This window comes from Cupriavidus sp. 09_S30 (genome assembly GCF_056930435.1).
This window is the reverse complement of sequence record NZ_JBXOWI010000002.1, coordinates 583,985-606,503: the sequence shown is the minus strand read 5'-3', so window position 1 is coordinate 606,503 and position 22,519 is coordinate 583,985. Positions and strand designations below refer to the sequence as shown.

General features: G+C 65.1%; 19 protein-coding genes. 9 read left to right on the top strand and 10 right to left on the bottom strand.

Features of this window, described 5'->3' with window-relative positions:
• Positions 1–81: 81 nt before the first annotated feature.
• From msuE to AC1Z3O_RS22885, 3 genes are all read left to right on the top strand, one after another.
• Positions 82–663 (top strand): FMN reductase, encoded by a 582-nt coding sequence (gene msuE / locus AC1Z3O_RS22895; protein ID WP_483518167.1) that lies wholly within the window; start codon positions 82–84, stop codon positions 661–663.
• Positions 664–706: 43 nt separating this feature from the next.
• Positions 707–1,690 carry a DUF1852 domain-containing protein gene (locus tag AC1Z3O_RS22890; RefSeq protein WP_483518166.1) on the top strand — a complete coding sequence of 328 codons (984 nt, stop codon included), beginning with the start codon at positions 707–709 and terminating at the stop codon, positions 1,688–1,690.
• Positions 1,691–1,995: 305 nt separating this feature from the next.
• Positions 1,996–3,021 carry a methionine synthase gene (locus AC1Z3O_RS22885; RefSeq protein WP_483518165.1) on the top strand — a complete coding sequence of 342 codons (1,026 nt, stop codon included), beginning with the start codon at positions 1,996–1,998 and terminating at the stop codon, positions 3,019–3,021.
• 121 nt (positions 3,022–3,142) lie between these two features.
• On the opposite strand, the gene AC1Z3O_RS22880 is transcribed toward AC1Z3O_RS22885, so the two are convergent.
• The 6 genes from AC1Z3O_RS22880 to AC1Z3O_RS22855 all read right to left on the bottom strand — a co-directional run bounded on the left by AC1Z3O_RS22880 (position 3,143) and on the right by AC1Z3O_RS22855 (position 8,608).
• Entirely contained in the window at positions 3,143–3,493 is a 351-nt protein-coding gene (locus AC1Z3O_RS22880; RefSeq protein ID WP_483522156.1) for a hypothetical protein, read from the bottom strand.
• Positions 3,494–3,537: 44 nt separating this feature from the next.
• Positions 3,538–3,840 carry a hypothetical protein gene (locus AC1Z3O_RS22875; protein WP_483518164.1) on the bottom strand — a complete coding sequence of 101 codons (303 nt, stop codon included), beginning with the start codon at positions 3,838–3,840 and terminating at the stop codon, positions 3,538–3,540.
• Positions 3,841–4,076: 236 nt separating this feature from the next.
• A complete protein-coding gene (locus AC1Z3O_RS22870) occupies positions 4,077–5,153 on the bottom strand; it encodes a lipocalin-like domain-containing protein (protein ID WP_483518163.1) in 1,077 nt (358 codons plus the stop codon).
• On the bottom strand, positions 5,150–7,675 hold the full coding sequence (locus tag AC1Z3O_RS22865) for an FtsX-like permease family protein (RefSeq protein ID WP_483518162.1): 2,526 nt from the start codon (positions 7,673–7,675) through the stop codon (positions 5,150–5,152). The genes AC1Z3O_RS22870 and AC1Z3O_RS22865 overlap by 4 nt, the downstream gene beginning before the upstream one ends.
• A 3-nt stretch (positions 7,676–7,678) precedes the next feature.
• Positions 7,679–8,374, bottom strand: a complete 696-nt coding sequence (locus AC1Z3O_RS22860; RefSeq protein WP_483521920.1) for an ABC transporter ATP-binding protein — start codon at positions 8,372–8,374, stop codon at positions 7,679–7,681.
• 96 nt (positions 8,375–8,470) lie between these two features.
• Positions 8,471–8,608: a hypothetical protein gene (locus AC1Z3O_RS22855; protein WP_483518161.1), complete on the bottom strand. Its 138-nt coding sequence runs from the start codon at positions 8,606–8,608 to the stop codon at positions 8,471–8,473.
• 348 nt (positions 8,609–8,956) lie between these two features.
• On the opposite strand from AC1Z3O_RS22855, the gene AC1Z3O_RS22850 reads away from it, so the two are divergent.
• From AC1Z3O_RS22850 to AC1Z3O_RS22840, 3 genes are all read left to right on the top strand, one after another.
• Entirely contained in the window at positions 8,957–9,400 is a 444-nt protein-coding gene (locus AC1Z3O_RS22850; RefSeq protein ID WP_483518160.1) for a hypothetical protein, read from the top strand.
• 517 nt (positions 9,401–9,917) lie between these two features.
• The gene (locus AC1Z3O_RS22845; protein WP_483518159.1) at positions 9,918–10,775 is read left to right on the top strand and encodes an MBL fold metallo-hydrolase; all 858 of its coding nucleotides are present in this window, start codon (positions 9,918–9,920) and stop codon (positions 10,773–10,775) included.
• 617 nt (positions 10,776–11,392) lie between these two features.
• Entirely contained in the window at positions 11,393–12,973 is a 1,581-nt protein-coding gene (locus AC1Z3O_RS22840; protein WP_483518158.1) for an isocitrate lyase, read from the top strand.
• 191 nt (positions 12,974–13,164) lie between these two features.
• Here AC1Z3O_RS22840 and AC1Z3O_RS22835 read toward each other — a convergent pair whose 3' ends face one another.
• The 3 genes from AC1Z3O_RS22835 to AC1Z3O_RS22825 are packed head-to-tail and all read right to left on the bottom strand — an operon-like array spanning position 13,165 to position 17,349.
• Positions 13,165–14,625 carry an efflux transporter outer membrane subunit gene (locus tag AC1Z3O_RS22835; RefSeq protein ID WP_483518157.1) on the bottom strand — a complete coding sequence of 487 codons (1,461 nt, stop codon included), beginning with the start codon at positions 14,623–14,625 and terminating at the stop codon, positions 13,165–13,167.
• Positions 14,626–14,636: 11 nt separating this feature from the next.
• Positions 14,637–16,220, bottom strand: coding sequence for an MDR family MFS transporter (locus AC1Z3O_RS22830; RefSeq protein WP_483518156.1), 1,584 nt, complete (start codon positions 16,218–16,220; stop codon positions 14,637–14,639).
• On the bottom strand, positions 16,213–17,349 hold the full coding sequence (locus AC1Z3O_RS22825; protein ID WP_483518155.1) for an HlyD family secretion protein: 1,137 nt from the start codon (positions 17,347–17,349) through the stop codon (positions 16,213–16,215). Before AC1Z3O_RS22825 ends, AC1Z3O_RS22830 begins: the two co-directional genes overlap by 8 nt.
• Before the next feature lie 133 nt (positions 17,350–17,482).
• Here AC1Z3O_RS22825 and AC1Z3O_RS22820 point away from each other — a divergent pair, with 133 nt between their 5' ends.
• The 3 genes from AC1Z3O_RS22820 (at position 17,483) to sorB (ending at position 20,134) form a co-directional block, all read left to right on the top strand.
• Positions 17,483–18,292 carry a CerR family C-terminal domain-containing protein gene (locus AC1Z3O_RS22820; protein ID WP_483518154.1) on the top strand — a complete coding sequence of 270 codons (810 nt, stop codon included), beginning with the start codon at positions 17,483–17,485 and terminating at the stop codon, positions 18,290–18,292.
• A gap of 235 nt (positions 18,293–18,527) precedes the next feature.
• Positions 18,528–19,769, top strand: coding sequence for a SorA family sulfite dehydrogenase catalytic subunit (sorA, locus tag AC1Z3O_RS22815; protein ID WP_483518153.1), 1,242 nt, complete (start codon positions 18,528–18,530; stop codon positions 19,767–19,769).
• 11 nt (positions 19,770–19,780) lie between these two features.
• On the top strand, positions 19,781–20,134 hold the full coding sequence (gene sorB / locus AC1Z3O_RS22810; protein WP_483518152.1) for a SorB family sulfite dehydrogenase c-type cytochrome subunit: 354 nt from the start codon (positions 19,781–19,783) through the stop codon (positions 20,132–20,134).
• A 420-nt stretch (positions 20,135–20,554) separates the two neighbouring features.
• Here the strand turns inward: sorB and AC1Z3O_RS22805 are convergent, their stop codons facing one another.
• Positions 20,555–22,183: a methyl-accepting chemotaxis protein gene (locus AC1Z3O_RS22805; RefSeq protein ID WP_483518151.1), complete on the bottom strand. Its 1,629-nt coding sequence runs from the start codon at positions 22,181–22,183 to the stop codon at positions 20,555–20,557.
• Positions 22,184–22,519 lie beyond the last annotated feature (336 nt).

Below are 22,519 nucleotides of genomic sequence, written 5' to 3'. Positions count from 1 at the left end.
CCGCGTGAGCCTTGCGGGTGGGATCCGCACTGCCGGGCGGGTGTCCCGGCGCCACACGGAACCATCTATAGGAAAGCAAAAATGACACGTCCACTTCGTTTAGTCGCGGTTTCCGGCGGGCTGCAACGCCCCTCCAAGGCGGCAGCCGTGGCGGAGCACCTGCTGGACCTGATCGCCGATGAAGTCCCGTGTGAACAGCGCCTGGTCGAACTGGGCCAGTTCGCGCCCCAGCTGGCCGGCGCGGTCTGGCGATCCCAGCTGCCCGATACGCTGGAGCGCGAGCTTGCTGCGGTCGAGCAGGCGGATGTGCTGGTGGTGGCAACCCCGGTCTTCCGCGGCTCCTACACGGGACTGTTCAAGCACTTCTTCGACTTCATTCATCAGGACGCCCTGATCGACAAGCCAGTCTTGTTGGCTGCCACCGGCGGCAGCGAACGTCATGCCCTGGTGATCGACCACCAGTTGCGGCCGCTGTTCAGCTTCTTCCAGGCACGCACATTGCCGCTGGGGATCTACGCGACCGACAAGGATTTCGTGGACCACCGTCTGCAGGACGAAGCGGTGATCGAGCGGGCCGGACTGGCGGTCCAACGGGCATTGCCGTTGGTCGAATTGGCGCGCCAGGCCAGGCCCTCTCTGGCCGAGGAAGTGGTTGTGGCCTGAAACAAGAATCGTTTTTTTTCAGAAATTAGGTCACTAGATCGCAATGAACAACGAACTTACCTTTAACCTCAAGAGCATTTGTTTCGATGAAAACTATCACCCATCGGACAGCACGCGCATAACCACCAACTTTGCCAACCTGGCCCGGGGAAAGAGTCGGCAGCAGAACCTACGCAACACGCTGAGGATGATTGACAGTCGCTTCAATGACCTGGCGCATTGGGACAATCCGATGGGAGATCGCTACTCTGTCGAACTCGAGATCATCTCCGTTGAGATGAATATTGATACCAAGAGCAGCAATTATGTATTTCCGTTGATCGAGATACTGAAAACCAGCATTCTCGACAAGAAAGCGAGCAAACGCATCGACGGCATCGCGGGGAACAATTTCTCCTCCTACGTGCGCGATTACGACTTCAGTGTCTTGCTTCCAGAGTACAACCTCAATCGACCGGAATTCAGCACTCCAGACAATTTTGGCGACTTGCATGGAAAGCTGTTCAAGCAATTTGCCAACTCAAGCACTTACAAGGAGCGCTTCAACAAGCCGCCTGTCATCTGCATAAGTGCCTCGACCAGCAAGACCTATCAGCGAGCCGGGAATCAACACCCCATACTCGGTGTCGAGTACAAACAAAATGAACTGTCCTCGACCGACCAATACTTCGCAAAAATGGGGATGCAGGTTCGATTTTTCATGCCTCCGAATGGCGTCGCACCATTGGCTTTCTACTTTCATGGTGACCTGCTGGACGATTACACGAATCTCGAGTTGATCGGCACCATCAGCACAATGGAAACCTTTCAGAAGATTTATCGCCCCGAAATTTACAACGCCAATTCTGCAGCAGGGAAACTCTATCAACCGAGCCTGAAGAACCAGGATTACTCGTTGACGCAGATTGTCTATGACCGGGAAGAACGCAGCCAGTTGGCTGTCAAACAGGGGAAATTTGCGGAGGAGCACTTCATCAAGCCGTACAAGAGCGTCCTTGAACAATGGGCTGCCAATTTCTCGCTCTGACCAGCCCAAATACACAGACCATTTTTCACGAAGAAGCTATTGCGTAGCTCGGCGATGTCTCGCCCTCGCCAACTCGCCCCCACGATAATACTGGTCTCCACGTCTGAATCGGGTTGGCGAGCAGCGCGGAATTCTTCCGATATCTCGTTGACCAAGCTCGCCGGAGCGAAATCACTGTGTCGCGGCACTCGCATCGGCGCTGCCTGCCGTCATGTCCCACATAACACGCCATCCCGTGGCTGCCCGGGCAAAGCAGTCCCGAAGCACGCTCGCCACACCCATCTTTGTTTGAAAGGAATCCTCAGATGTTTGAAACCTCCGTCGCCGGCAGCCTGCCGAAACCAGCCTGGCTGGCTGAAACCAACAAGCTCTGGCCCCAGTGGAAGGCTGAAGGCGATGCGCTTCGCCAGGCCAAGGCCGACGCGACCCTACTGTGGATTAAGGCCCAGGAAGACGCAGGCCTGGACATCGTGTGCGACGGCGAGCAATCGCGACAGCACTTCGTGCACGGTTTCCTTGAGCAGGTTGAGGGCATCGACTTCGAGAACAAGGTGAAGATGGGTATCCGCGACAACCGCTACGACGCGATGGTGCCGCAGGTGGTGTCGGCTCTGCACCTGAAGGGCCGAGTACATGCCTTCGAGGCGCAGTTGGCGCGAGCGCACACGAAGAAGAAGCTGAAGTTCACCCTGCCAGGCCCAATGACCATCGTCGACACCGTAGCGGACCGCTTCTACGGCGACAAAGTCAAGATGGCATTCGCCTTTGCCGAGTTGCTCAACCAGGAGGCCCTGGCGCTTCAGGCTGACGGCGTAGACATCATCCAGTTCGACGAACCCGCCTTCAATGTCTACATGAAGGATGCCGCCGACTGGGGCGTGCAGGCGCTCGAGCGCGCGGCGCAGGGCTTGACCTGTACGACGGCGGTGCACATCTGCTACGGCTACGGCATCAAGGCCAATACCGACTGGAAGAGTACCCTGGGCGACGAATGGCGCCAGTATGAGGCGGTATTCCCCGCACTTGCCCGCAGCCGCATCGATCAGGTGAGCCTGGAATGCATCCACTCCCATGTGCCGCCCGATCTGATGAAGCTGCTAGCCGGCAAGGACGTGCTGGTCGGCGTGATCGATGTGGCCAGCGACGTGGTCGAGACACCCGAGGAAGTGGCTGACACCATCGGCCGGGCGCTGGAGTTCGTGCCGAAGGAGAGGCTGTTCCCGTGCACGAATTGCGGCCTGGCGCCGATGGCGCGGGACGTGGCGTGGCGCAAGCTGGAAGCGCTGGCAGAAGGCACGAGGCTGGCAAAGGAGCGGCTCACCACGACGTGACGCACTTCTGATCGTCGCGCCCAGTCATCTTAGTCGCGCCGTCGGTGGCGCGACACATCCCGCGCATACTGAATCGACCAGCCTTTCCAAGATTGCTTGAAGTCTCAAGGACTATCGAGCGTTACGTATGGCTGCCATGTGACAGTGACTGGCCCATCATGATTTTGGCATGACAGGCTGCAGCCGCTGCATAGCGGTCGTACGTAGGCGGCAGCTTTGGGTCCGGCAAGAGACGACTGGGTTGCAGCGGGCAGCGCATGGTGGGGCAGCTGGCGGCCTCGACAATCGCTTCGGCGTCGTTGCGATCGTTCTTGTTCGTTTTGACGAAGGGTGTCACATATTGTGTGACGACCTCAATGTCGAGCGGGAGTCCCTGATGCTCGTCGAGCGGCGCGAATGAGCTTGGTCGCAGCGTCGCCCGGATGGGCTGACATCGACTGGCAAGGGTGACGACGCCCGCACCCTCGCGCATCCACTTCGTGCTGCAGACCGATGGCGGAAATGAGATCAAGACCCTTAGATGTCGGGGGCGACCAAAAGACCACTTTTCACGACGTGGATCATTGCAAGGCGATCTTCGACAGCCTTGCGCAGAACCTCCCGTCCCCTGAACGGGTCCGTCAGGTAACTTGCGTACTGGCTCGCCCGAATTTGCACTTTGAGACTCATCGTCGTCGGCCCGCTCTCCGGCCATGTAACCAGAAACGCCGGGCCACTGTCGTCGCATTCGACGAAAACAGTGTCTGGGGACGGAAAACAGCAGTCAGCGCCCTGGGCCAGAAACTGCAGGTCCTTGTCTTTGAACTCGTAGGTTGCCATTTCATTCTCCCATCTGCCCGGAAGATCGTGGCGTCAAAGTCATCATAGCAGGGCGTCGCCGCCGCGCTGACGGAACCATGCCAGCAGGCTTGAACGAGGTGAAGAATTTTCATTTTCCATTTTGGGGAAATTTGGGCCACGACGACGAAGCTGCGGAACGGCATCTGACGGAGGATATCGCAGGGGAGCGCCCGCGCCCCGACCGGCTGATCCCTTTGCCCGGGCCGTGCCTCAAGTCAAAGATTGACGCGCTGGAAATATCCGGTCAGTTCGAGGTAGCCCCGTCCGACCGCTTTGCCTCCCCGCAACGCAGTCACTGCGCCCTCCCAATAGACCGCGCCGGTGCTCGCGCGGCTATCGAGTTCCTGATCATCCATCAGCGGTGCCAGTTCGAGCGAAAGATCGCCTGCGCTCAACCGCATGGCAACCGGATAGCTGGTGCCGGTACGAGGCGAGCGCCAACGGCGCATCGGCAAGAAGTTAACCGCCTCTGGAGCCAGTACCTGCACGTGACCGTCGCCGCCGCGCAGCGTGCCGCCTCCCCAGAACTTGCGCCCCGCCTTGTCCCGAATCTGGAAGGCCATCAACGCGCCGCCGTCATCCAGGTTGAGGCCGAGCCAGTCCCAGCCGACGGCCTCGTCGGCCAGCAAGGTCGACGACCATTCGTGATCCAGCCAGGCGGTGCCGTGCACGGTTTCCTGCTGGCCGCCCCGCTTCAAGGTGCCGCTCACCGTGAGCCCCGGCAGGCTGTAGTAATAGCTTGCCTGGGCCGCCAGAGGGCCCTTGCGGCTGTAACCCCGATCGCCCTGAAGCAGCAACGGTTGGGTTGGCTCCATGGTCAGATCGAGCGTGAAATCCTGCGCGGGAAACCTGGCCCGGTAGCGCCCCGTCATCTCCCGGCGCAGCGACCAGTTGTCGATGTACACATCGGTGTCGGCAGTATCGGCGACGGCCAGGCCAAAACCGCTACGCGCCGCGCGCTGGTCGTGTCGGAGCTTGCCGGCCACAGGATCGCTCAGTGCGACATTGGCGAACAGCAGTTGCTGCGGCGCGAAGCGGCTTGGGTTGGCCTGGTCGAACTGCGGTCGCGAGCGGAAGAACGTCACCTGGAAGCCGAGCGGCGCGCCTGCCTGGTTCTGCAGCCAGCCGGTGGCATACCACCATTCGGTACGATAGTCGGGGTGCGCGCCGTGGTCGCGCGGGAAGGCCAGGGTTCGGCCTGCGTCGACGGGCGGATAGGCGGGCGCGGCGCCCAGCACCGCGGTCGCCACGCCGGAAGCCGGCAACAACAGCAGGAATGAGCGCCGCTTCACCAATCCTCCTGCACCGCGCGCACAGCGCTGCGCGACATCGCCTGCCGCCCGCTCGCCAGTGCAGCGAGCGATGCCGCCGCCACCACCGCGCTCGCCACCCGGGCCAGGAATGCCCAAGGCACATGCAAGCTCATGGTCCAGTGGAACGACTGCGGGTTGACAATGTGAACCAGGATCATGGCGATGACCCATCCCAGCGCAAGGCCGGCTGCCACGCCAAGCAGGGCGAGTAGCGCGCCCTCCAGCGCCAGCATCGCGCCGATCTGCCAACGCATGAAGCCGAGATGCCGCAGCATGCCGAATTCGCGCGCGCGCGCCAGGGCCTGCGCGCTGAAGCTGGCGCCGATGCCGAACAGGCCGATCACGACCGCTATGCCCTCCAGCAGGTAGGTCACTGCGAAGCTGCGGTCGAAGATTTTCAGAGTGATGGCGCGAATCTCGCCGGGCTCGGCGAAGACAATATGTTCACCGCCGGCGACGCGCTGGCGCAGTCTCTCCCTGACCTGCGCCGGGTCGGTGCCCGGCTCCAGCCACAGGGCAACGTCAGTGACACGCCGCTCGTCCGTGAGCCGCCGATAATCGTCCTGGCTGATCACCACCGTACCATACTGGCGTGCGTAATCGCGCCACACGCCGCCCACCAGGAAGGCGACCCGCCGGCCCTGCAACGGCAGCGTGACGCGTTGCCCGGGGTGGAAGCCATAGAGGTCGACCATCGCCTCGCTGACCCATACCACCGGCGGATCACCCGGCTGCGCCGCGACGGGCGCAACCGTCAGCGGCAGCCGAGCGCCCGGATTGCGCGGATCGATCGGCCTGGCAATGACCGTTACGGGCGGACGCCGGGGATCCAGCAGGATCTGGCTCGAACGCAGAAACTCGGCACGCGCAACGCCACGGACGCTGGCGATGGCCGCCTGGTCGTCAAGCGAGAAATACGCGCTGTCGCCGCTTGACGAAGCACGCAGATAGAGGTCGGCCGGCAGGACATGGTGCAGCCAATCGTCCACCGAGATGCGGAAGCTTGACACCATGATCGCCATCGCGACCATCAGGCTGAAGCTGGCGACGATGCCAGCCAGGGCGATGGACGCGCGGCCCGGTGCGCCGGCGAGTTGGGTCAGGGCAAGCTGCGGCACAGCCTGTCGCGAAGACGGCAGCAAGCCGAACACAAGATGCGCCAGCCGTGGCATCAGCAGGATGGCGCCTACCAACAGCAGGGCGATCGCCGCATAACCGAAGACCGGCAGATCCGCCACCGGCCGCAGCGGCGTCAAACCAAGCCCGGCTCCCATCGCAGCAAGCCCGGTCCACGGCGCACGTAGCCGCTTGAGCGGAGTCTCCTCGTCGCCCGCCTTGAGCGCCTGCGCCGGCCGCGCGCGGGCGGCTTCCCATGCCGGTGCGAGACTGCCCAGCACGGCCGCCGACAGGCCGAGCGCGAAGAAGATCAGCGCTGCCAGCGCGTCGAAGCGGACACTGGGCCGTATCCCTTCAAAGTAGCCACCGCCCAGATCGCCCCCCGCGTACCTGAGCACAGCGGCGGCGAGGACGAAGCCAAGCGCCAGGCCGAGCATCGCGCCGAGCGCGCCTTGAGCCGCGCCTTCCGCCAGCAGCAGCCGCAGCAGACCACCGCGCGTCACCCCCAGGGCGCGCAGCAATGCAAGCTGCGAGCGCCGCCGCAGCACTGACACCGCCTGCATCGTGAACACCAGGAAGGCGCCTGTGAACAACGCCACCAGGGCAAGCACGTTCAGGTTCACCCGATAGGCGCGCGACAGGTTGGAAGTTCGGCGCGCGTTGTCCTGCGGCGAGCCCGCCACCACACCTGGCGGCAGCAGCGCAGCCAGCGCCTGCGCAAAGTTGTCGGTGTCCACGCCCGGCCTGAGCTTGACGTCGATCCGCTGCAGCAGGCCAAGCCGGTCGAGGCGCCACTGCGCCGCACCGATATCCATCACGCCCAGGCGCAGGCTCTCGCCCGCCGCCGGCAGCGTGCCGGCAATACGCAACGTAACCGCGCTGAGCCCGACTTGCACCGTGAGCGGGTCCCCGGGCTTGAGATCGAGCCAGCTCAGCGCCGCCGGCGAAAGGAACACGGCGTCGGGATCGAGTACGTCGAGCTTGCCTGCGCGCTCCTCGGCAGGCCGCCCGATCAGATTGGGTGTCACAGGCCCTGCCCGGAACACATCGACGCCAAGCAGCGTCAGCGCACCGGTGCGCCCCGGTACCCGCGCATCGACCTGCACCACCGGGCTGGCCGCCGCCACCTCCTGCAGCCCCGCGATGCGCGGATAGAGCGATTCGTCAAAGCCCATGCGCGGCCCGCGGATTTCCAGATCGGCATTCCCCATCAGGGAGCGCACTGCCTGGGAAAACTCCGCCAGCGCAGCGTGGTTGACCAGATGCACGCCATAGCCCATTGCCACACCGATGGCCACGGCAAGGATGCCCACGATGGCGCGTCCGGGATGGGCGCGCAATTCGCCCAGGAGCAGCGCAAGGCCGAGTGAGCGCGGCGTTCGCATGGCTCAGGCAGCCGCGCTCATCGGCGGCCGCGGCCCCAGCGGCGTCAGCCCGCCTGGCGTCAGTTGCAAGACGCGGTCCGCCGTCGCCGCAGCCAGTGCCGAGTGCGTGACGATCATCGCGGCCGTGCCGTTTGCGTTGACCAGTTCGCGCAGCAGGCTTAGCACCCGCGCAGCCGTATCGTGATCAAGGTTGCCAGTCGGCTCATCTGCCAGCAGCAGCATCGGCCGGTGTACCAGGGCACGCGCAATCGCCACCCGCTGCAGTTCCCCGCCGGAAAGCTCGCGCGGCAGACTGTCCTCGCGCCCCTCAAGCCCAACCGCGGCGAGCATCTCGGCAACGCGCGCCGACGCCTTTTTCCGCTCGACGCCGTTCAACAGCAGCGGCAGCGCTACGTTCTGCGCCGCGCTCAAATTCGGCAGTACATGGAAGGCCTGGAACACGAACCCCAGCTTTCGCCGCCTCAGCAAGGTGGCGGCATCGTCGTCCAACTCGCCCAGATCCTGTCCGTCGAACTGGATGCGGCCACTGTCGGGCCGATCCAGGCCGGCAATCAGGTGGAGCAGCGTTGACTTGCCCACGCCCGATTCACCCATGACGGCGACATATTCGCCCGCGTTCAGCGCAAGACTGACTCCGCCGAGAACTGTGCGCGGTCGGGCGCCGTTGTATGTCTTTGAGACGTCTGTAAGAGTCAACACGATGTCGTCAACCTCGCGAGGCGCACATCCCCGGCAAACCAGTGTCGGAAGCGCGGACACGAAGGCCGACGCCTGGAATCCGGCGGCGCCACCACCCTATTCAAGCTCGACCCCGGTTAGGATCAGGTAGGCGAGGCCCGCGGCCAGCAGGCCGGCGGCCAGCATCCCGTAGTACCACGCCCGATGCCGCGGCGGCTCCGGGTGCGGCATGTGAAACAACAGCCTGTATTGCATCCCAAGCTCCCGTACTGCGTCCCTGACTGCAGCATAGGCCGGCGCGGGCCCCCGGCAAGAGAAACGGAGGTCAGAGACGCGGATCTTCCTTGTCCCGCTTGCTGGCCGCATGTACCGTGGAAGCAAGCTATTTAGCAGGTACCACACGGCGCGTCCGCATCCGGTATCCGTGCAGGTGGCCGCGCACCTGTGAGCTTCGTGGTGCCGGCGCAGATCCGGACTTTCCCGGACGACCACGCGGCCAAGGTGCGGGACTGGTTCGCGAGCCGTCTCGACCAGTCCGAGACTCGCCCGGGCTGATCCTGGCCGCTGTGTCCGTTGGTCTGGGTCTCGCAGCAAGGGGGCAACGTGTCAGAAGATCTCAATCAGGAGAAGCTGCGCCAGCTCGCTGCCACAGTCGCCACCCAGATCGCCGAAGAGGACCGCCCCGCCGTCATCGCATTAATGCGTCAGCTCTTAGGGATCCGTGACAGCGAACTGCCCCGGTATGAACAGGCGCGCGCGGCTTACCGAGCGACTGCGCAAAGCGGCGCAACCTGGGCCCTCGCGAAAATGGCGGCTGGGGCTCTCAAGGAATACGCCTGGGACAGCCGTAGCACGTCCACGCGACTTGGGCTTTCGGGTCTCGCCGTCGTCGCGGCCGCGTTCGCCCGTCAAACCGTAGGGATCGCGGCGTTGGGGGCGCTAATTGGCGTCCCCCTTTGGATCGTGTTTGGCGCCGGCGGCCAGTTCCCCGACCTACTGATTGAGGAGCTCTCCAAGATGGAAGCTTCACGGAGGTTTGCTCAATGACTATGCCACTGCCACAGCCCCTCGCCGGATAAGCCGCCGGAAGGCCTGTGGCTTCCCGGAGGACGCTTCGGATTAGGGTTGGAATGTGATGCGGGCAGCCGAGATCTGGCCCGTTTCGGCCAACGTGGCGGAGGAATGGGCCGCCGACCGTGTTTCCGGTCCCCATCCACAAGGAATCCTGCCTCAAACGCTACGCGCTCGTCGCGTTCCCCATGGGCGACGTCCCGCCTCTCGTCAGCAAAAGAACGCAGCGAGCGCACGGCAAACGCACGATTCGGAGCGAACCGCCATGCCCGCCGATAAGTTCGTCGCCTCACTTTGTTGGCGCTATATTTGCTGACACAGCCGCGGAACTCGAGATAGGCCATGCGAGCAACTGTACTTTAATGGTCGCATGGCAATCGCTCCGAGGACTGCAAGACGCCAACGATCGTCGAACCGGCGGATGGGCACGTCAGCACCGGCGACGTGCGTATGCGGGCCGGGCCGGTAGCCGTACTCGGACCTGGAGCATCAAATGAAGCCAACGCGCAATACCGACTCCGCCCCAGGTGAGTGGTACATCGACACCGCGTGCATCAATTGCGGTGCATCGCGTCACGTCGCGCCGGGGCTGATTGTCGAACGAAACGACAAGAGTGTCTTCGCTCGGCAACCCGTCACGCCGGAAGAGCACCTTGCTGCCTGGCGTGCGGTGCTCGTTTGTCCTACAGCATCAGTACGCAGCGAAACGAAACAGCCTCGTCCGAATGCCGCAATCTTTCCGCAGCCGATCGCATCGGGCGTGTGGCGCTGCGGATTCAACGCACGGTCGTCGTTTGGCGCTCATTCCTATTTTGCCGCGCGTGCGGACGGCAATCTGCTGATCGACTCACCGCGCTATGCGGCCGAGCTCGTGAAGTGGTTTGACGACAACGGTGGTATTGCACACATCCTCCTGTCGCATCGTGACGACGTCGCAGACGCAGACAAATACGCGCGTCAATTCGGCGCGCGCGTCTGGATTCACCGAAAGGATGCGTCGGCCGCCCCATATGCTACGGATCTGCTCGACGACGGGTCGGCACAGAACATAGCGGCCGGCGTGCGCGCCATCCCTGTGCCCGGGCACACTCGGGGCAGCGTCGTGTACCTGCTCGATGATCGCATGCTGTTCGCGGGTGATTCGCTTGCCTGGAGCCCACGCCAGCAGGACCTCGTCGCGTTCAGGGACGCGTGCTGGTACTCATGGGCAGAGCTCACCGAATCGCTCAGCAAGCTGACCGCATATCGCTTCGAATGGTTGCTTCCTGGTCACGGTTGGTTCGTGCACTTGCCGGCCGAGGAAATGCATGCTCGCCTGCTCGCGTTGGTTGGGCGCATGCGAGAGGATTGAAGCCTTACTCAGAAGGCCGCGCCAGCGGTGACTATCAGACCGCTGGCCCAGAAGAGCTGAGGCTCAATATGCACATTGCCGATTCCTACACGGGGAATGGAGCAGGCTGAGCGTTCGACGGGCCCGGCTATATAGGAAGAGCCACGCCGTCCTGCGCGCCGGGAAAGCACCGGAACTGGGCTGGGATCTCGCCAGACCCTTGCAGACGAGATTGCGCTTGATGACTGACGGGAACCAGCGTGCGCAACGGGTCAATGCGTACTCGGCGGCCCGCCTGTCCGTCGAAGCAGACGTCTACAAAATCACCCTGCCAGCTATCGTTGCTCAAGCCATCCGTGCTTGTCCTGCCTCCGACAGCCGAAAGCGCGTTTCACATTGTGGAATTTGCGCCAAATTTCCGCGGCTTCATCTTTTCGCCACCTGAAAACTGGTTTTGCATCGCAAAAATTTACACCTATCTCATTGAAAAATAAGAGAAAATTAAGTCTTATGTCTTATATAAGACTTCACTGCGGCGCATCAAACGGCGCTACCATTTGGTCATGCATTTCGCTTCGACATACGTAGCGGCACGCTCAACCGTTTGCTCAAACGCGCTTTCCTCTTAGGAGATACACATGGCCCAATATCAAGACGACATCAAGGCAGTTGCTGGTTTGAAAGAGAAACACGGCAGCGCGTGGGATGCCATCAATCCCGAGTACGCCGCACGCATGCGCGCCCAGAACAAGTTCAAGACGGGCCTGGACATCGCCAAGTACACCGCCAAGATCATGCGCGCCGACATGGCCGCCTACGATGCCGACCCGTCCAAGTACACCCAGTCGCTGGGCTGCTGGCACGGCTTCATCGGCCAGCAGAAGATGATCTCCATCAAGAAGCACTTCAACAGCACCGAGCGCCGCTACCTTTACCTGTCCGGCTGGATGGTGGCCGCGCTGCGCTCCGAGTTCGGCCCGCTGCCGGACCAGTCGATGCACGAAAAGACCTCGGTCAGCGCGCTGATCCGCGAGCTGTACACCTTCCTGCGCCAGGCCGACGCCCGTGAACTGGGCGGCCTGTTCCGCGAGCTGGACGCTGCCCAAGGCCCTGCCAAGGCCGCCATCCAGGCAAAAATCGACAACCACGTCACGCACGTCGTGCCCATCATCGCCGACATCGACGCGGGCTTCGGCAACGCCGAAGCAACCTACCTGCTGGCCAAGCAGTTCATCGAAGCGGGCGCATGCTGCATTCAGATCGAAAACCAGGTGTCCGACGAGAAGCAGTGCGGCCACCAGGATGGCAAGGTCACCGTGCCGCACGAGGACTTCCTGGCCAAGATCCGCGCCATCCGCTACGCCTTCCTGGAACTGGGCGTGGACGACGGCATCATCGTGGCCCGTACCGATTCGCTGGGCGCCGGCCTGACCAAGCAGATCGCCGTGACCAACACGCCGGGCGACCTGGGCGACCAATACAATGCCTTCCTCGATTGCGACGAGATTTCTGCCGACGCACTGGGCAATGGTGACGTCATCATCAAGCGCGACGGCAAGCTGCTGCGTCCCAAGCGCCTGCCCAGCAACCTGTTCCAGTTCCGTGCTGGCACGGGCGAAGCACGCTGCGTCCTGGATTGCATCACCTCGCTGCAAAACGGCGCCGACCTGCTGTGGATCGAAACCGAAAAACCGCATATCGCCCAGATCGGCGGCATGGTCAGCGAGATTCGCAAGGTCATCCCGAACGCCAAGCTGGTGTACAACAACAGCCCGTCGTTCAACTGGACCCTGAATTTCCGTCAGCAGGCGTATGACGCGTTGAAGGCCGCGGGCAAGGATGTGTCGGCATACGACCGCGCCCAGCTGATGAGCGTGGAATACGATCAGAGCGAACTGGCGAAGATCGCCGACGAAAAGATCCGCACCTTCCAGGCGGACGCCTCGCACGAAGCAGGCATCTTCCACCACCTGATCACGCTGCCGACCTACCACACCGCCGCACTGTCGACCGACAACCTGGCCAAGGAATACTTCGGCGACCAAGGCATGCTGGGTTATGTGGCTGGCGTGCAGCGTAAGGAAATCCGTCAGGGCATCGCCTGCGTCAAGCACCAGAACATGTCCGGCTCGGACATCGGCGACGACCACAAGGAGTATTTCAGCGGCGAAGCGGCCCTGAAGGCGGCGGGTAAAGACAACACCATGAACCAGTTCTGATACCGGTAATACCCCAAGCAAAACACCCCAAAGGTTGGATCGATGTCCAACTTTTGGGGTGTAGTTCATTCAGCTTGTCGTTTCTTGTCAGACGAGATACCTCGCGGGGTACTCATTGAACATCGTCTTGTGCGCTTCCATGCTGATCTAGAGCCCACGCTGCCCGCGTACCTGCGGCTTTCAGGCGGACGCTATTGCTGCCAGCCCAGGCCCAGGCTCTTCTGCAGAGCCACGTAGTCACTGACCAGCTGCGCGTCGCCGGCGATCCGGTTCTGCTGCGCCGATAGCGACGTGCGCTCGGCGTCCAGCCAGTCCAGCGCGGTGGTGGTGCCGGCCTTGTAGCGCTGCTGGGTCAGGCCGGCGGTGCGGGCGGCCGAGGACTCGATCTTGCTCAGTTCGATCACGTAGTCGCGCTGGTGCCCGTAGCGCGACAACCCGGTGTTGGCATCGCGCAGGGCGCCGAGCACGGTGCTTTCGTACTTGGCCCGTGCCATGTCGCGGCCTGCCTCCGCCTGGTCGACGCCGGCCCTGACCCGGCCGAAATCGAGCACGTTCCATTGCAGGTAGGGCGCGCCGACCCAGGTGAAGTTCTCCTTGCGCGCGAGATGGCCGGGATCCGACGCGACGAAGCCCAGGCTGCCGAACAGGGTCAGCTTGGGAAACCAGTCCGCCACTCTCTCGCCGATCTGCGCCTGCTGCGAGGCCAGCCGCCGCTCGGCGGCGCGGATGTCCGGCCGGTTGCGCAGCAGCGCCGCCGGATCGCCCACGGCCACCGTTTCGGGCACCGCCGGCAGCGCGCGCGGCGCGGCAAGCTCAGCGTCCAGCGCGCCGGGCGCACGGCCGGTCAGTACCGCGAGCTGGTCCATTGCCTCGCTGATCTGCACTTCCAGCGGCAGCACGGAGGCACGCGTGCTCTCCGCCTGGGTGCGCACCCTCTCCACATCCAGCTCGGAGGCCACGCCGCGCCCGCGGCGCTGTTCGGTCAGCGCCAGGATGCGTTCCTCCAGCTCGGCGGATTCACTGGCCAGCGCACGGCGCTGCTGGTTATCGCGCAGGATCACGTAGTTGCGCGCCACTTCGGCCGCCAGCTCGACATGGGCGTCGGCCAGGTCGGCCTCGACCGCATCCGCCTCGGCGGCGGCGGCCTCGATTGCGCGGCGCGTGCCGCCGAACAGGTCGATCTCCCAGCTCGCGTCGAAGGTGGCGGCGTAGAAGCCGATGGGGCCGCGGCCGCTCGATCCGGCCGGCTGGCCTTTGAGCACTGCGGTGTCGGGCGAGCGCGCCCGCAGATAGACAGCGTCGACCGACCCTTTGGGCAATGCGTTGCTCTCGTGCCCGCGCAGCGCTGCGCGGGCCTGCCGCAGCCGCGCCTGCGCAGCATGGATGTCGGGCCTGTTCGCCAGCGCCGACTCGATCAGCGCATCGAGCTGCGCGTCGCCGAGTTGGCGCCACCAGTCCGCGGCGGCGGGTGCTGCGGCGGGCGCGGCGGATACCGCCTGCGCCGGCGCGCGATGAAAGGTGGCGGCCTGCATGGCCTCGGACGCTACCGGCGGCGCGCCGCGGTAGTCGGGCCCGACGGTGCAGGCCGCGCCAAGCGCGCTGGCGATGGCGCCGCACAGGCAGGAACGGAAGGGAAACGAAGAACGCGGCATCGGCGATCGGTCTAATGGCCCGCCGAAGCCGTGCCGGGCGCGGGCTTCTTCAGCAGGAGAGTGAGCGGAATGCACAGCAGCAGCGCGATGCCCATCAGGTAAAAGCACTCAGAGAAGGTCATCACCGCGGCCTGCTGCTGGATCTGGGCGGCCAGCTGGCCGAGCGCCTGCGTCTTGGCGTGGACGAGATCGCCATGCCGTGCCGCGAAGGCTTGCGCGCTGGCGGCCATGTAGTCCTGGCCGATCAGCGAATTGCCGCTGACCGACTCGCGGATGACCGCGTCGTGGAAAGCGTTGCGCCGGTCGATCAATACGCCCAGCAGGGCCAGCCCGACCGAGCCGCCGAGGTTGCGCGCCATGTTGTACAGGCCGGCGGCGTCGCCGGCGTCTTCCTTGGCCACTGCGGCCATCGAGGCCTGGTTCAGCGGCATCATCGCCATCACCTGCCCCACCCCGCGCAGCAGTTGCGAGCCGATGAAATCGTCGCCCACCGACTGCGCGGTCAGCCCGATGTCCAGCATGCAGCTCACACCGAAGCAGGCGAGGCCCGCGATCACCAGCACACGCACGTCGACCTTGCCCATCAGGCGCGGCAGGATCGGCATCATCAGGAAGGCAGGAATGCCCGAGATCAGCATCACGCTGCCGGATTGCTGGGCGTTGTATCCGGCAATGCCCGACAGGAACTGGGGCAGGATGTACGACATGCAGTACAGCCCCGCGCCGACCGTGAAGACGATGAAGATCACGCTGGCGTAGCTCTTGTTGCGCAGCAGGCTCAGCCGCACGATGGGCCTGGCCGTGAAGCGCTGCCCGACGACCAGCACGCCGATGCCCAGAATGGCGGCAACCGTCAGGCAGATGATCGTCGTCGACTCGAACCACTGCTCGCGCTGTCCTTCTTCCAGCAGCACGGTCAGCGAGCTCAGGCCGATGGTGAGTGCGACGATGCCGACCCAGTCAGCCTTGATGAACTGGCCCCAGTCCACACGCTCCTTGGGCAGCCCCACGCACAGCAGCACCACCAGCGCGGCCGACACCGGCAGGTTCAGGAAGAAGCACCAGCTCCAGTCGATATTCTCGGCCAGCCAGCCGCCCACCACCGGACCCAGCATGGGCCCGAGCAGCACGATCAGGCCGAAGATCGTCATGCCGATGGGCATCTGCCGGCGCGGCAGGCGCGTGGCCACGATGGTCTGCGCGGTGGGAATCATGGCGCCGCCGGCGAAGCCCTGGCCGATGCGGCCGACGATCATCTGCGTGAGGCTGTGAGAGGCGCCGCACATGGCCGAGAAGCCGGTGAACAGCACCGCGTTGCCGAGCAGGAAGTTGCGCAGCCCGAACACGCGCGTGAGCCAGGCCGCCAGCGGGATCATCACGATCTCCGACATCAGGTAGCCGGTGGAGATCCAGGTGCCTTCGGTGCCGGTGGCGCCGATCTTGCCCTGGATCTGGGGCAGCGCGGAGTTGGTGATCGAGATGTCGAGGGTGGCCATCAGCGCGCCCAGCGCGCCGGCCGCCACGGCGATCCAGTCCGTGACCGAGGCGCGGGGCTGCGCGCCGGCAGCAGCGGCCGGCGGGACTGTGTTAGCCACGGGCGGCTTCTTGTGCGATACGGCGTTCGGCGTCGCGGGCGCTGCGGGTATCGACACGCACCGTCACCGACAGGCCGGGCACCAGTACCTTGCGCGCCTCGCGGCCGGCGTCGATGCGGATACGCACCGGCACGCGCTGCACGATCTTGGTGAAGTTGCCGGTGGCGTTCTGCGGCGGCAGCAGCGCGAACTGCGCGCCGGTACCCGGTGCCAGGCTTTCTACGGTGCCATGCAGCTCCGCGCCCGGCAGCGTATCGACCTCCACGGTGGCGGACTGGCCCGGCCGCATCATGCCGATCTGGGTTTCCTTGAAGTTGGCCTCGAGGTAGAGATCCTGCACCGGCACCACGGTCAGCATGCGCGTGCCCGGCTGCACGTACTGGCCCACGCGCACGCTGCGGTCACCGACGCGCCCTGCCGTGGTGGCACGGATCACGGTGTCCTGCATGTCGAGCTGCGCCTGGCGCGCGTTGGCCTCGGCCACCTCGAGCTGGGCCTTGGCCTGGGCGATCTGCGCCTCGACCGCGCCGATCTGGCGCTGCGCTGCGTCCAGCGCGGCAGCGTCCGCCCCGCTTTCGGCGGCGGCCTGCTTGCGCTTAGTGCGCAGCTCGGCCAGGCGCTCGTCGGTCTCGGCGCCGCTGCTGACCAGCGGCGCATAGCGCTCTACCTGTTCGGCCGCCAGGGCCTCCTGCGCCCGCGCGCCCTGCAGCGTGGCACCCGCGCGCACCGCATCCGCGCGCCGTTGCAGCAGCTCGGCCTCACCGCGCGCCACATCGGCCTTGCGCGCCGCAACCGTCGCGCTCGCCTGCTCCAGCGCCGCGTGGTACTGGCGGTCGTCGAGCTGCGCCAGCGGCGTGCCGGCCTCGACGGCCTGGTTGTCGGCGACGAAGACCGTCGCCACATAGCCCGAGATCTTGGGGGCAACGATCACATTGTCCGCGCGCAGATAGGCATCGTCGGTGGTCTGGACGAAACGGCCGACCATCCACCAGCGCAGGCCCCAAGCCAGCGCGCAGGCCAGCAAGGCGGCGCCCAGCAGGAGCACGATCATCCGGGTGCGGGGCCGCCTGCGGCCGGCTGCTGGGGTATCCGGGAGGACGCTGTCGTCGGCCGGCACGGTGATGGACATGGGGGGCTCCAATTCTTTCCGACTGGAATAATTATTTCGGTCGGCAAATTTATTCCACTTGGAAAATTTTTTCAACTGTTATATTTCCGTGCGGAACGGGACACCGCCCCGCACGGGGCGCACATAGAGAGCGATGGCAAGGAATCGACATGCCGCCGACAGCGGCTATCAGCGGGGCGAAGAGACACGGGCGCGGATCGTCGAGGCCGCACTGAAGCTGTTCGGCGAGCGCGGCTTCGACGGCGCGTCAACGCGTGACATTGCCAATGCGGCGGGCGTGAACGCGCCGGCGCTGCAGTACTACTTCGACAACAAGGAAGGGGTGTATCTCGCCTGTGCGGAACACATCGCGACACGCGTGTGGGAGCACCTCGGCGGCGTCATCGAACGGGCCGAGCAAGCGCTCGTCGAGCAAGTTGACGACGAAGCCCTGATCGAGGCCTTCTGCGCAATCCAGGCGCGCAGCGCGGAATTCATGTACACCTCGCCCGACGAACGCCTGAACTGGCGCCTGTTCATGGCACGCGAGCAGGCCGGGCTGGGCAATTCGGCCGCTTTCCGCGTGATCCAGGAGCGTGTCAACGAGCGCTCCACCGCCGTCATGTCGGCCATCGTGGGCCATCTGCTGGGCCGCCCGGCCAGCGACACGGAGACCCGCATCCGCATGATGGCGCTGAACGGCCAGATGCTGATCTTCCACGTGCTGCGCCGTAGCGCCCTGACCGCGCTGGGCTGGGACACCATCGACGCGGAACGTATGGCGCTGCTGAACCAGACCGTCGGAGAACAGACGCGCACGGTGCTGCGCGCGATGGTGGCCGAGCGCGATGCGCGGGCCGGGGCACAGGCGGGCCGCAAGCGCCCACCTGCAAGCACGACCGCACAGGCAAAGGAACACACGAGCCGGCCGGCGCCCCGGCGCGCGGCAAAGTCCGCAGACTGATACGACACCGCACGAGACGTGGCCGCGACGCGATCACCCCGGCCCTACTGCATCTCCGTGTCTCTCTCTAGGCTGGTGGCGTCATTGAAAGAGCCGTCTTCCAGCCGGATCCATCCCGGACGATCTACTATGCAATAGGCTTCGGCGGCAATGGCATGAGGTACTCCGCCCAGGCCTGGCGCCGCATGGTCGACCTACACCGGCGCATCGATAACGACAGCAAGAGGAGACCGGTATGACAGCAAGAGATCGCACACTTTCCCCGCCTGCGCGGCCCGGACGCCGGACCGCGCTGCGGGCCCTCGGCGCCCTGGGCGCCGGCACCGCGCTACAGCCCTTCGGCGCGCTGGCGGCAGGCGTTACCATGCCTTTCGCCAACGGCGAGCGCGAGCTGGTGGCCTTTCCGCAGAAGCGGCCGCTGATCTTGCTGACCAGCCGGCCGCCGCAGCTGGAGACCCCCTTCTCGGTCTTCAACGAGGGCCTGCTCACGCCCAACGACGCCTTCTTCGTGCGCTACCACTGGAGCGGCATCCCCACCGAGATCGACCCGCAGACCTACCGCCTGCGCGTGGGCGGCAAGGTCGATCGGCCGCTGGAGCTGTCGCTGGCTGAGATCAAGCAGCTGGCCACCCCGGTGGAACTGGTCGCGGTCAACCAGTGTTCCGGCAATAGCCGCGGCTTCTCCTCGCCGCGCGTGAGCGGCGGCCAGCTCGGCAACGGCGCGATGGGCAATGCGCGCTGGACAGGCGTGCCGCTCAAGGCGCTGCTGCAGAAGGCGGGGGTGCAGGCGGGCGCGGTACAGGTGAGCTTCGACGGCCTGGACCACCCGCCGCTGGGCAATGGTCCCGATTTCATCAAGGCGCTGCCGGTCGACCACGCCATGGACGGCGAGGTCATGCTGGCCTGGGGCATGAACGGGCAGGACCTGCCCATGCTCAACGGCTACCCCCTGCGCCTGGTGGTGCCGGGCTACTACGGCACCTACTGGGTCAAGCACCTGTCCGATATCCAGGTGCTCGACAAGGTCTTCGACGGCTTCTGGATGGCCAGCGCCTACCGCATCCCCGACACCCCCTGCGCCTGCGTCGCGCCGGGAACGGCACCCGCGCACACCGTGCCGATCAACCGCTTCAATGTGCGCTCCTTCATCACCAGCCTGGCGGACGGCGCGCGCGTGGCGGCCGGGCGCTCGATCACGGTGCGCGGCATCGCCTTCGACGGCGGCTACGGTATCAGCGACGTCGCCTTCTCGGCCGATGGCGGCCACAGCTGGCAGCAAGCGCGCCTGGGCCGCGACGACGGGCGCTACGCCTTCCGCGAATGGACGGCCACCTTCACGCCGCCACGCAAGGGCAGCTACGCGCTCAAGGTGCGCGCCAGCAACCGCATCGGCCAGAGCCAGCCGTTCGAAGCGCTGTGGAACCCGCCGGGCTACATGCGCAACGTGGTCGAGACCACGCATGTGATCGCAGCCTGAGGGAGAACGCCATGACGATGCACCACACCCTGCTCGCCGGCGCTGTCTGCCTGGGCGCCATCGCCGCCGCGCCGTCCGCGCGCGCGGAGACGATCACGCTGCCGCAGGAAACCGCCACCTTCCGGGAAAGCACGCTGCCAGGCTACAACCTGGTGCTGCGCAACTGCATGGTCTGCCACTCGGCGCAGTACGTGCTGACGCAGCCGCCCGCCATGCCGCGCAGCTACTGGGAAGCGACCGTCAAGAAGATGAAGACGCCCTTCGGCGCGCCCTTTCCGGAGGAAGACATCCCGGCCATGGTCGACTACCTGGTGAAGACCTACGGGGCGGAACAGGCGACACCGGCGAAGGCGCCCCAGCGCTGACTTCGGTGAGCGCCCGGTGGTGGTTTGCTCCCCTCTCCCGCTTGCGGGAGAGGGGCCGGGGGTGAGGGCCGGCGCTTGCGAATGGCGACATGCTGGAAAACACCGACGGCTTCGTTTGGATGTGGCGCCTTGCTAGACCACCCCTCACCCCCGCCCTCTCCCCATGAGGGGAGAGGGAGCCAAGACACTATGCTTGGCCAATGGCGTTGGCGCATCTTGTCGGCTTCGTCTTGCGTTTGTGTGCTGGACCACACCGATGGCTTCGTCTGGTCGTGGCGCCTTGCTAGACCACCCCTCTCCCCAACCCTCTCCCCATGAGGGGAGAGGGAGCCAAGACCTTGTACTTGACCAGCGGCGTTGGCGCACCCTGTCGGCTTCGGTCTCGCGCCGCGCTGATTTGCTCCCCTACAGCAAGGCTCACTAGGCGTTCAAATGCCGCAGCGGACCTAGGCCGCCGGCCGCGGCGTCGGTTTGCCCTCGTGCGGCTTGGCCGGGCTCCGCGGGCAACCTGAACACGGCCACCGCATGCAGCATCTCCTGCGCCTGCATCTTCAGGTTCTCGGCCGCCGCCGCGCTCTGCTCCACCAGGGCGGCGTTCTGCTGCGTGGTCTGGTCCATCTGGCTCACGGCCTGGCCCACCTGGATGACGCCGGTGCTTTGCTCATCGCTGGCCGTGCTGATCTCGTCCATCAGCTCCGTCACCTGCCCGATCGCGGCCACGATCTCCTGCATGGTGGCGCCCGCGCGGTCGACCAGTTCAGTGCCCTTGTCGACTCTCGCCACGCTGGTCTGGATCAGGTCCGCGATCTCCTTTGCCGCCTGCGCGCTGCGCTGCGCCAGGTTGCGCACCTCGGCCGCGACGACGGAGAAGCCGCGTCCCTGCTCGCCGGCACGCGCGGCCTCCACGGCGGCATTCAGGGCCAGGATATTGGTCTGGAAGGCGATGCCGTCGATCACGTCGATGATGTCGGCGATCTGCTTGGAGCTGTCGTTGATGCTGCGCATGGTGTCGACCACCTGGCCCACCACATCCCCGCCCTTCCTGGCGACGGCGGAGGCGCCGTGCGCCAGCTCGCTCGCCTGCCGAGCGTTGTCGGCGTTCTGCCTGACCGTGGTGCCGAGCTGATCCATCGCGGCGGCGGTCTCCTCCAGCGCGCTGGCTTGCTCTTCGGTGCGCTGGCTGAGATCCAGGTTGCCCTGCGCGATCTGCGCGCTGGCGGTGGCCACCCCCTCGGCATTGCGGCGCACGCCGCCAACCACCTCGGCCAGGCTGTCCTGCATGGTCTTGAGCTGTACCATCAGGCTGCCTTCGTCGCGGGGCTTGAGCGCAATGTCCGCGCTCAGGTCGCCGACCGCCACGCGGCGCGCCACGCCGGCGGCATCGCCCGGCTCGGCACCCAGCTCACGGCCGATCGAGCGCACGATCCACAGGCCGATGGCAAGGGCCGCCGCCACGCCGAGGGGAATCAGCAGGACGAAGGTGGTGCGCAGCCTGGCATAGCGCGCGCCGGCCAGGTCGAACTCGCGCCCGGCTTCGTGCTCCTGCAGCTTGAGCAAGGCGCGCCCGTTCTCGCGCACGGGCGCGAACAGCGGACGCAGGCGCTCGGCCACGATGCGCTGGACCTCGTCCACCTCATTTGCGCCCAATGCCGCGACGGCCGGCTGCAGCCCCTCGCGCACGAATCGATCGCGCGCGGCCGCGAAAGCCTCGGCCAGCTTCACCTCATCGGCCGTCAGGTTGGTCGCGCGATACGCGTCCCATGCCGCATCCAAAGCGGCCGCATTTGATTTCACTGTCTGCAGGCTGGCTTCGATCGTCGGCGCATCCGGCGTCAGCGCGGCGGAGGCGAGCGCCAGCCGGTCCTGCATCAGGCGGTCATTGATCTCGGCCAGTTGCCGGGCAGGCAGCAAGCGGTCGTTGTAGACGGACTCCAGGCCCATCTCGGTGGCCTGCACGCCCCACAGGCCCAGGAAACCGATGGCTGCCAGCAGTATGGACAATGTGGCGATCAGCGCGATCAGCCGCGTGGAGATTCTCAGCTTGTTCATGACGGATGCCTTGCTTCGTGGTGTTGGGTCGCAAAGCCCCGACATGCGGGCATACCAAGCTGCCTTGATACCGGTATGCCCGCCGTCGGTGCGGGTCGGGCACCGCTGGCAATTCCCCCGCGCAATTGCCGCGCTGCCACCTGACCTGCAGGTCCTTACGTCCGTCACGACGGGGGGAAGCATCCTACTTTCGGGGGGGACAGAGGCCCGGCAAGCGCATTTGAGTAGTGGCCTATCCGAAGCCAGGCCACTTCTGTCAGAAGCGCCTGAATTTACACGCTGAGATTGGAAGATTCGCCATTCACCGCCAAGGCAAGCGCGGGCCGCCGGCTACGC

Bases quoted from the DNA above. Each gene is read 5' to 3' on its own strand.
- msuE (WP_483518167.1), top strand. From the start codon at position 82: ATGACACGTCCACTTCGTTTAGTCGCGGTTTCCGGCGGGCTGCAACGC.
- AC1Z3O_RS22890 (WP_483518166.1), top strand. From the start codon at position 707: ATGAACAACGAACTTACCTTTAACCTCAAGAGCATTTGTTTCGATGAA.
- AC1Z3O_RS22885 (WP_483518165.1), top strand. From the start codon at position 1,996: ATGTTTGAAACCTCCGTCGCCGGCAGCCTGCCGAAACCAGCCTGGCTG.
- AC1Z3O_RS22880 (WP_483522156.1), bottom strand. From the start codon at position 3,493: ATGCGCGAGGGTGCGGGCGTCGTCACCCTTGCCAGTCGATGTCAGCCC.
- AC1Z3O_RS22875 (WP_483518164.1), bottom strand. From the start codon at position 3,840: ATGGCAACCTACGAGTTCAAAGACAAGGACCTGCAGTTTCTGGCCCAG.
- AC1Z3O_RS22865 (WP_483518162.1), bottom strand. From the start codon at position 7,675: ATGCGAACGCCGCGCTCACTCGGCCTTGCGCTGCTCCTGGGCGAATTG.
- AC1Z3O_RS22855 (WP_483518161.1), bottom strand. From the start codon at position 8,608: ATGCAATACAGGCTGTTGTTTCACATGCCGCACCCGGAGCCGCCGCGG.
- AC1Z3O_RS22845 (WP_483518159.1), top strand. From the start codon at position 9,918: ATGAAGCCAACGCGCAATACCGACTCCGCCCCAGGTGAGTGGTACATC.
- AC1Z3O_RS22840 (WP_483518158.1), top strand. From the start codon at position 11,393: ATGGCCCAATATCAAGACGACATCAAGGCAGTTGCTGGTTTGAAAGAG.
- AC1Z3O_RS22835 (WP_483518157.1), bottom strand. From the start codon at position 14,625: ATGCCGCGTTCTTCGTTTCCCTTCCGTTCCTGCCTGTGCGGCGCCATC.
- AC1Z3O_RS22825 (WP_483518155.1), bottom strand. From the start codon at position 17,349: ATGTCCATCACCGTGCCGGCCGACGACAGCGTCCTCCCGGATACCCCA.
- AC1Z3O_RS22820 (WP_483518154.1), top strand. From the start codon at position 17,483: ATGGCAAGGAATCGACATGCCGCCGACAGCGGCTATCAGCGGGGCGAA.
- sorA (WP_483518153.1), top strand. From the start codon at position 18,528: ATGACAGCAAGAGATCGCACACTTTCCCCGCCTGCGCGGCCCGGACGC.
- sorB (WP_483518152.1), top strand. From the start codon at position 19,781: ATGACGATGCACCACACCCTGCTCGCCGGCGCTGTCTGCCTGGGCGCC.
- AC1Z3O_RS22805 (WP_483518151.1), bottom strand. From the start codon at position 22,183: ATGAACAAGCTGAGAATCTCCACGCGGCTGATCGCGCTGATCGCCACA.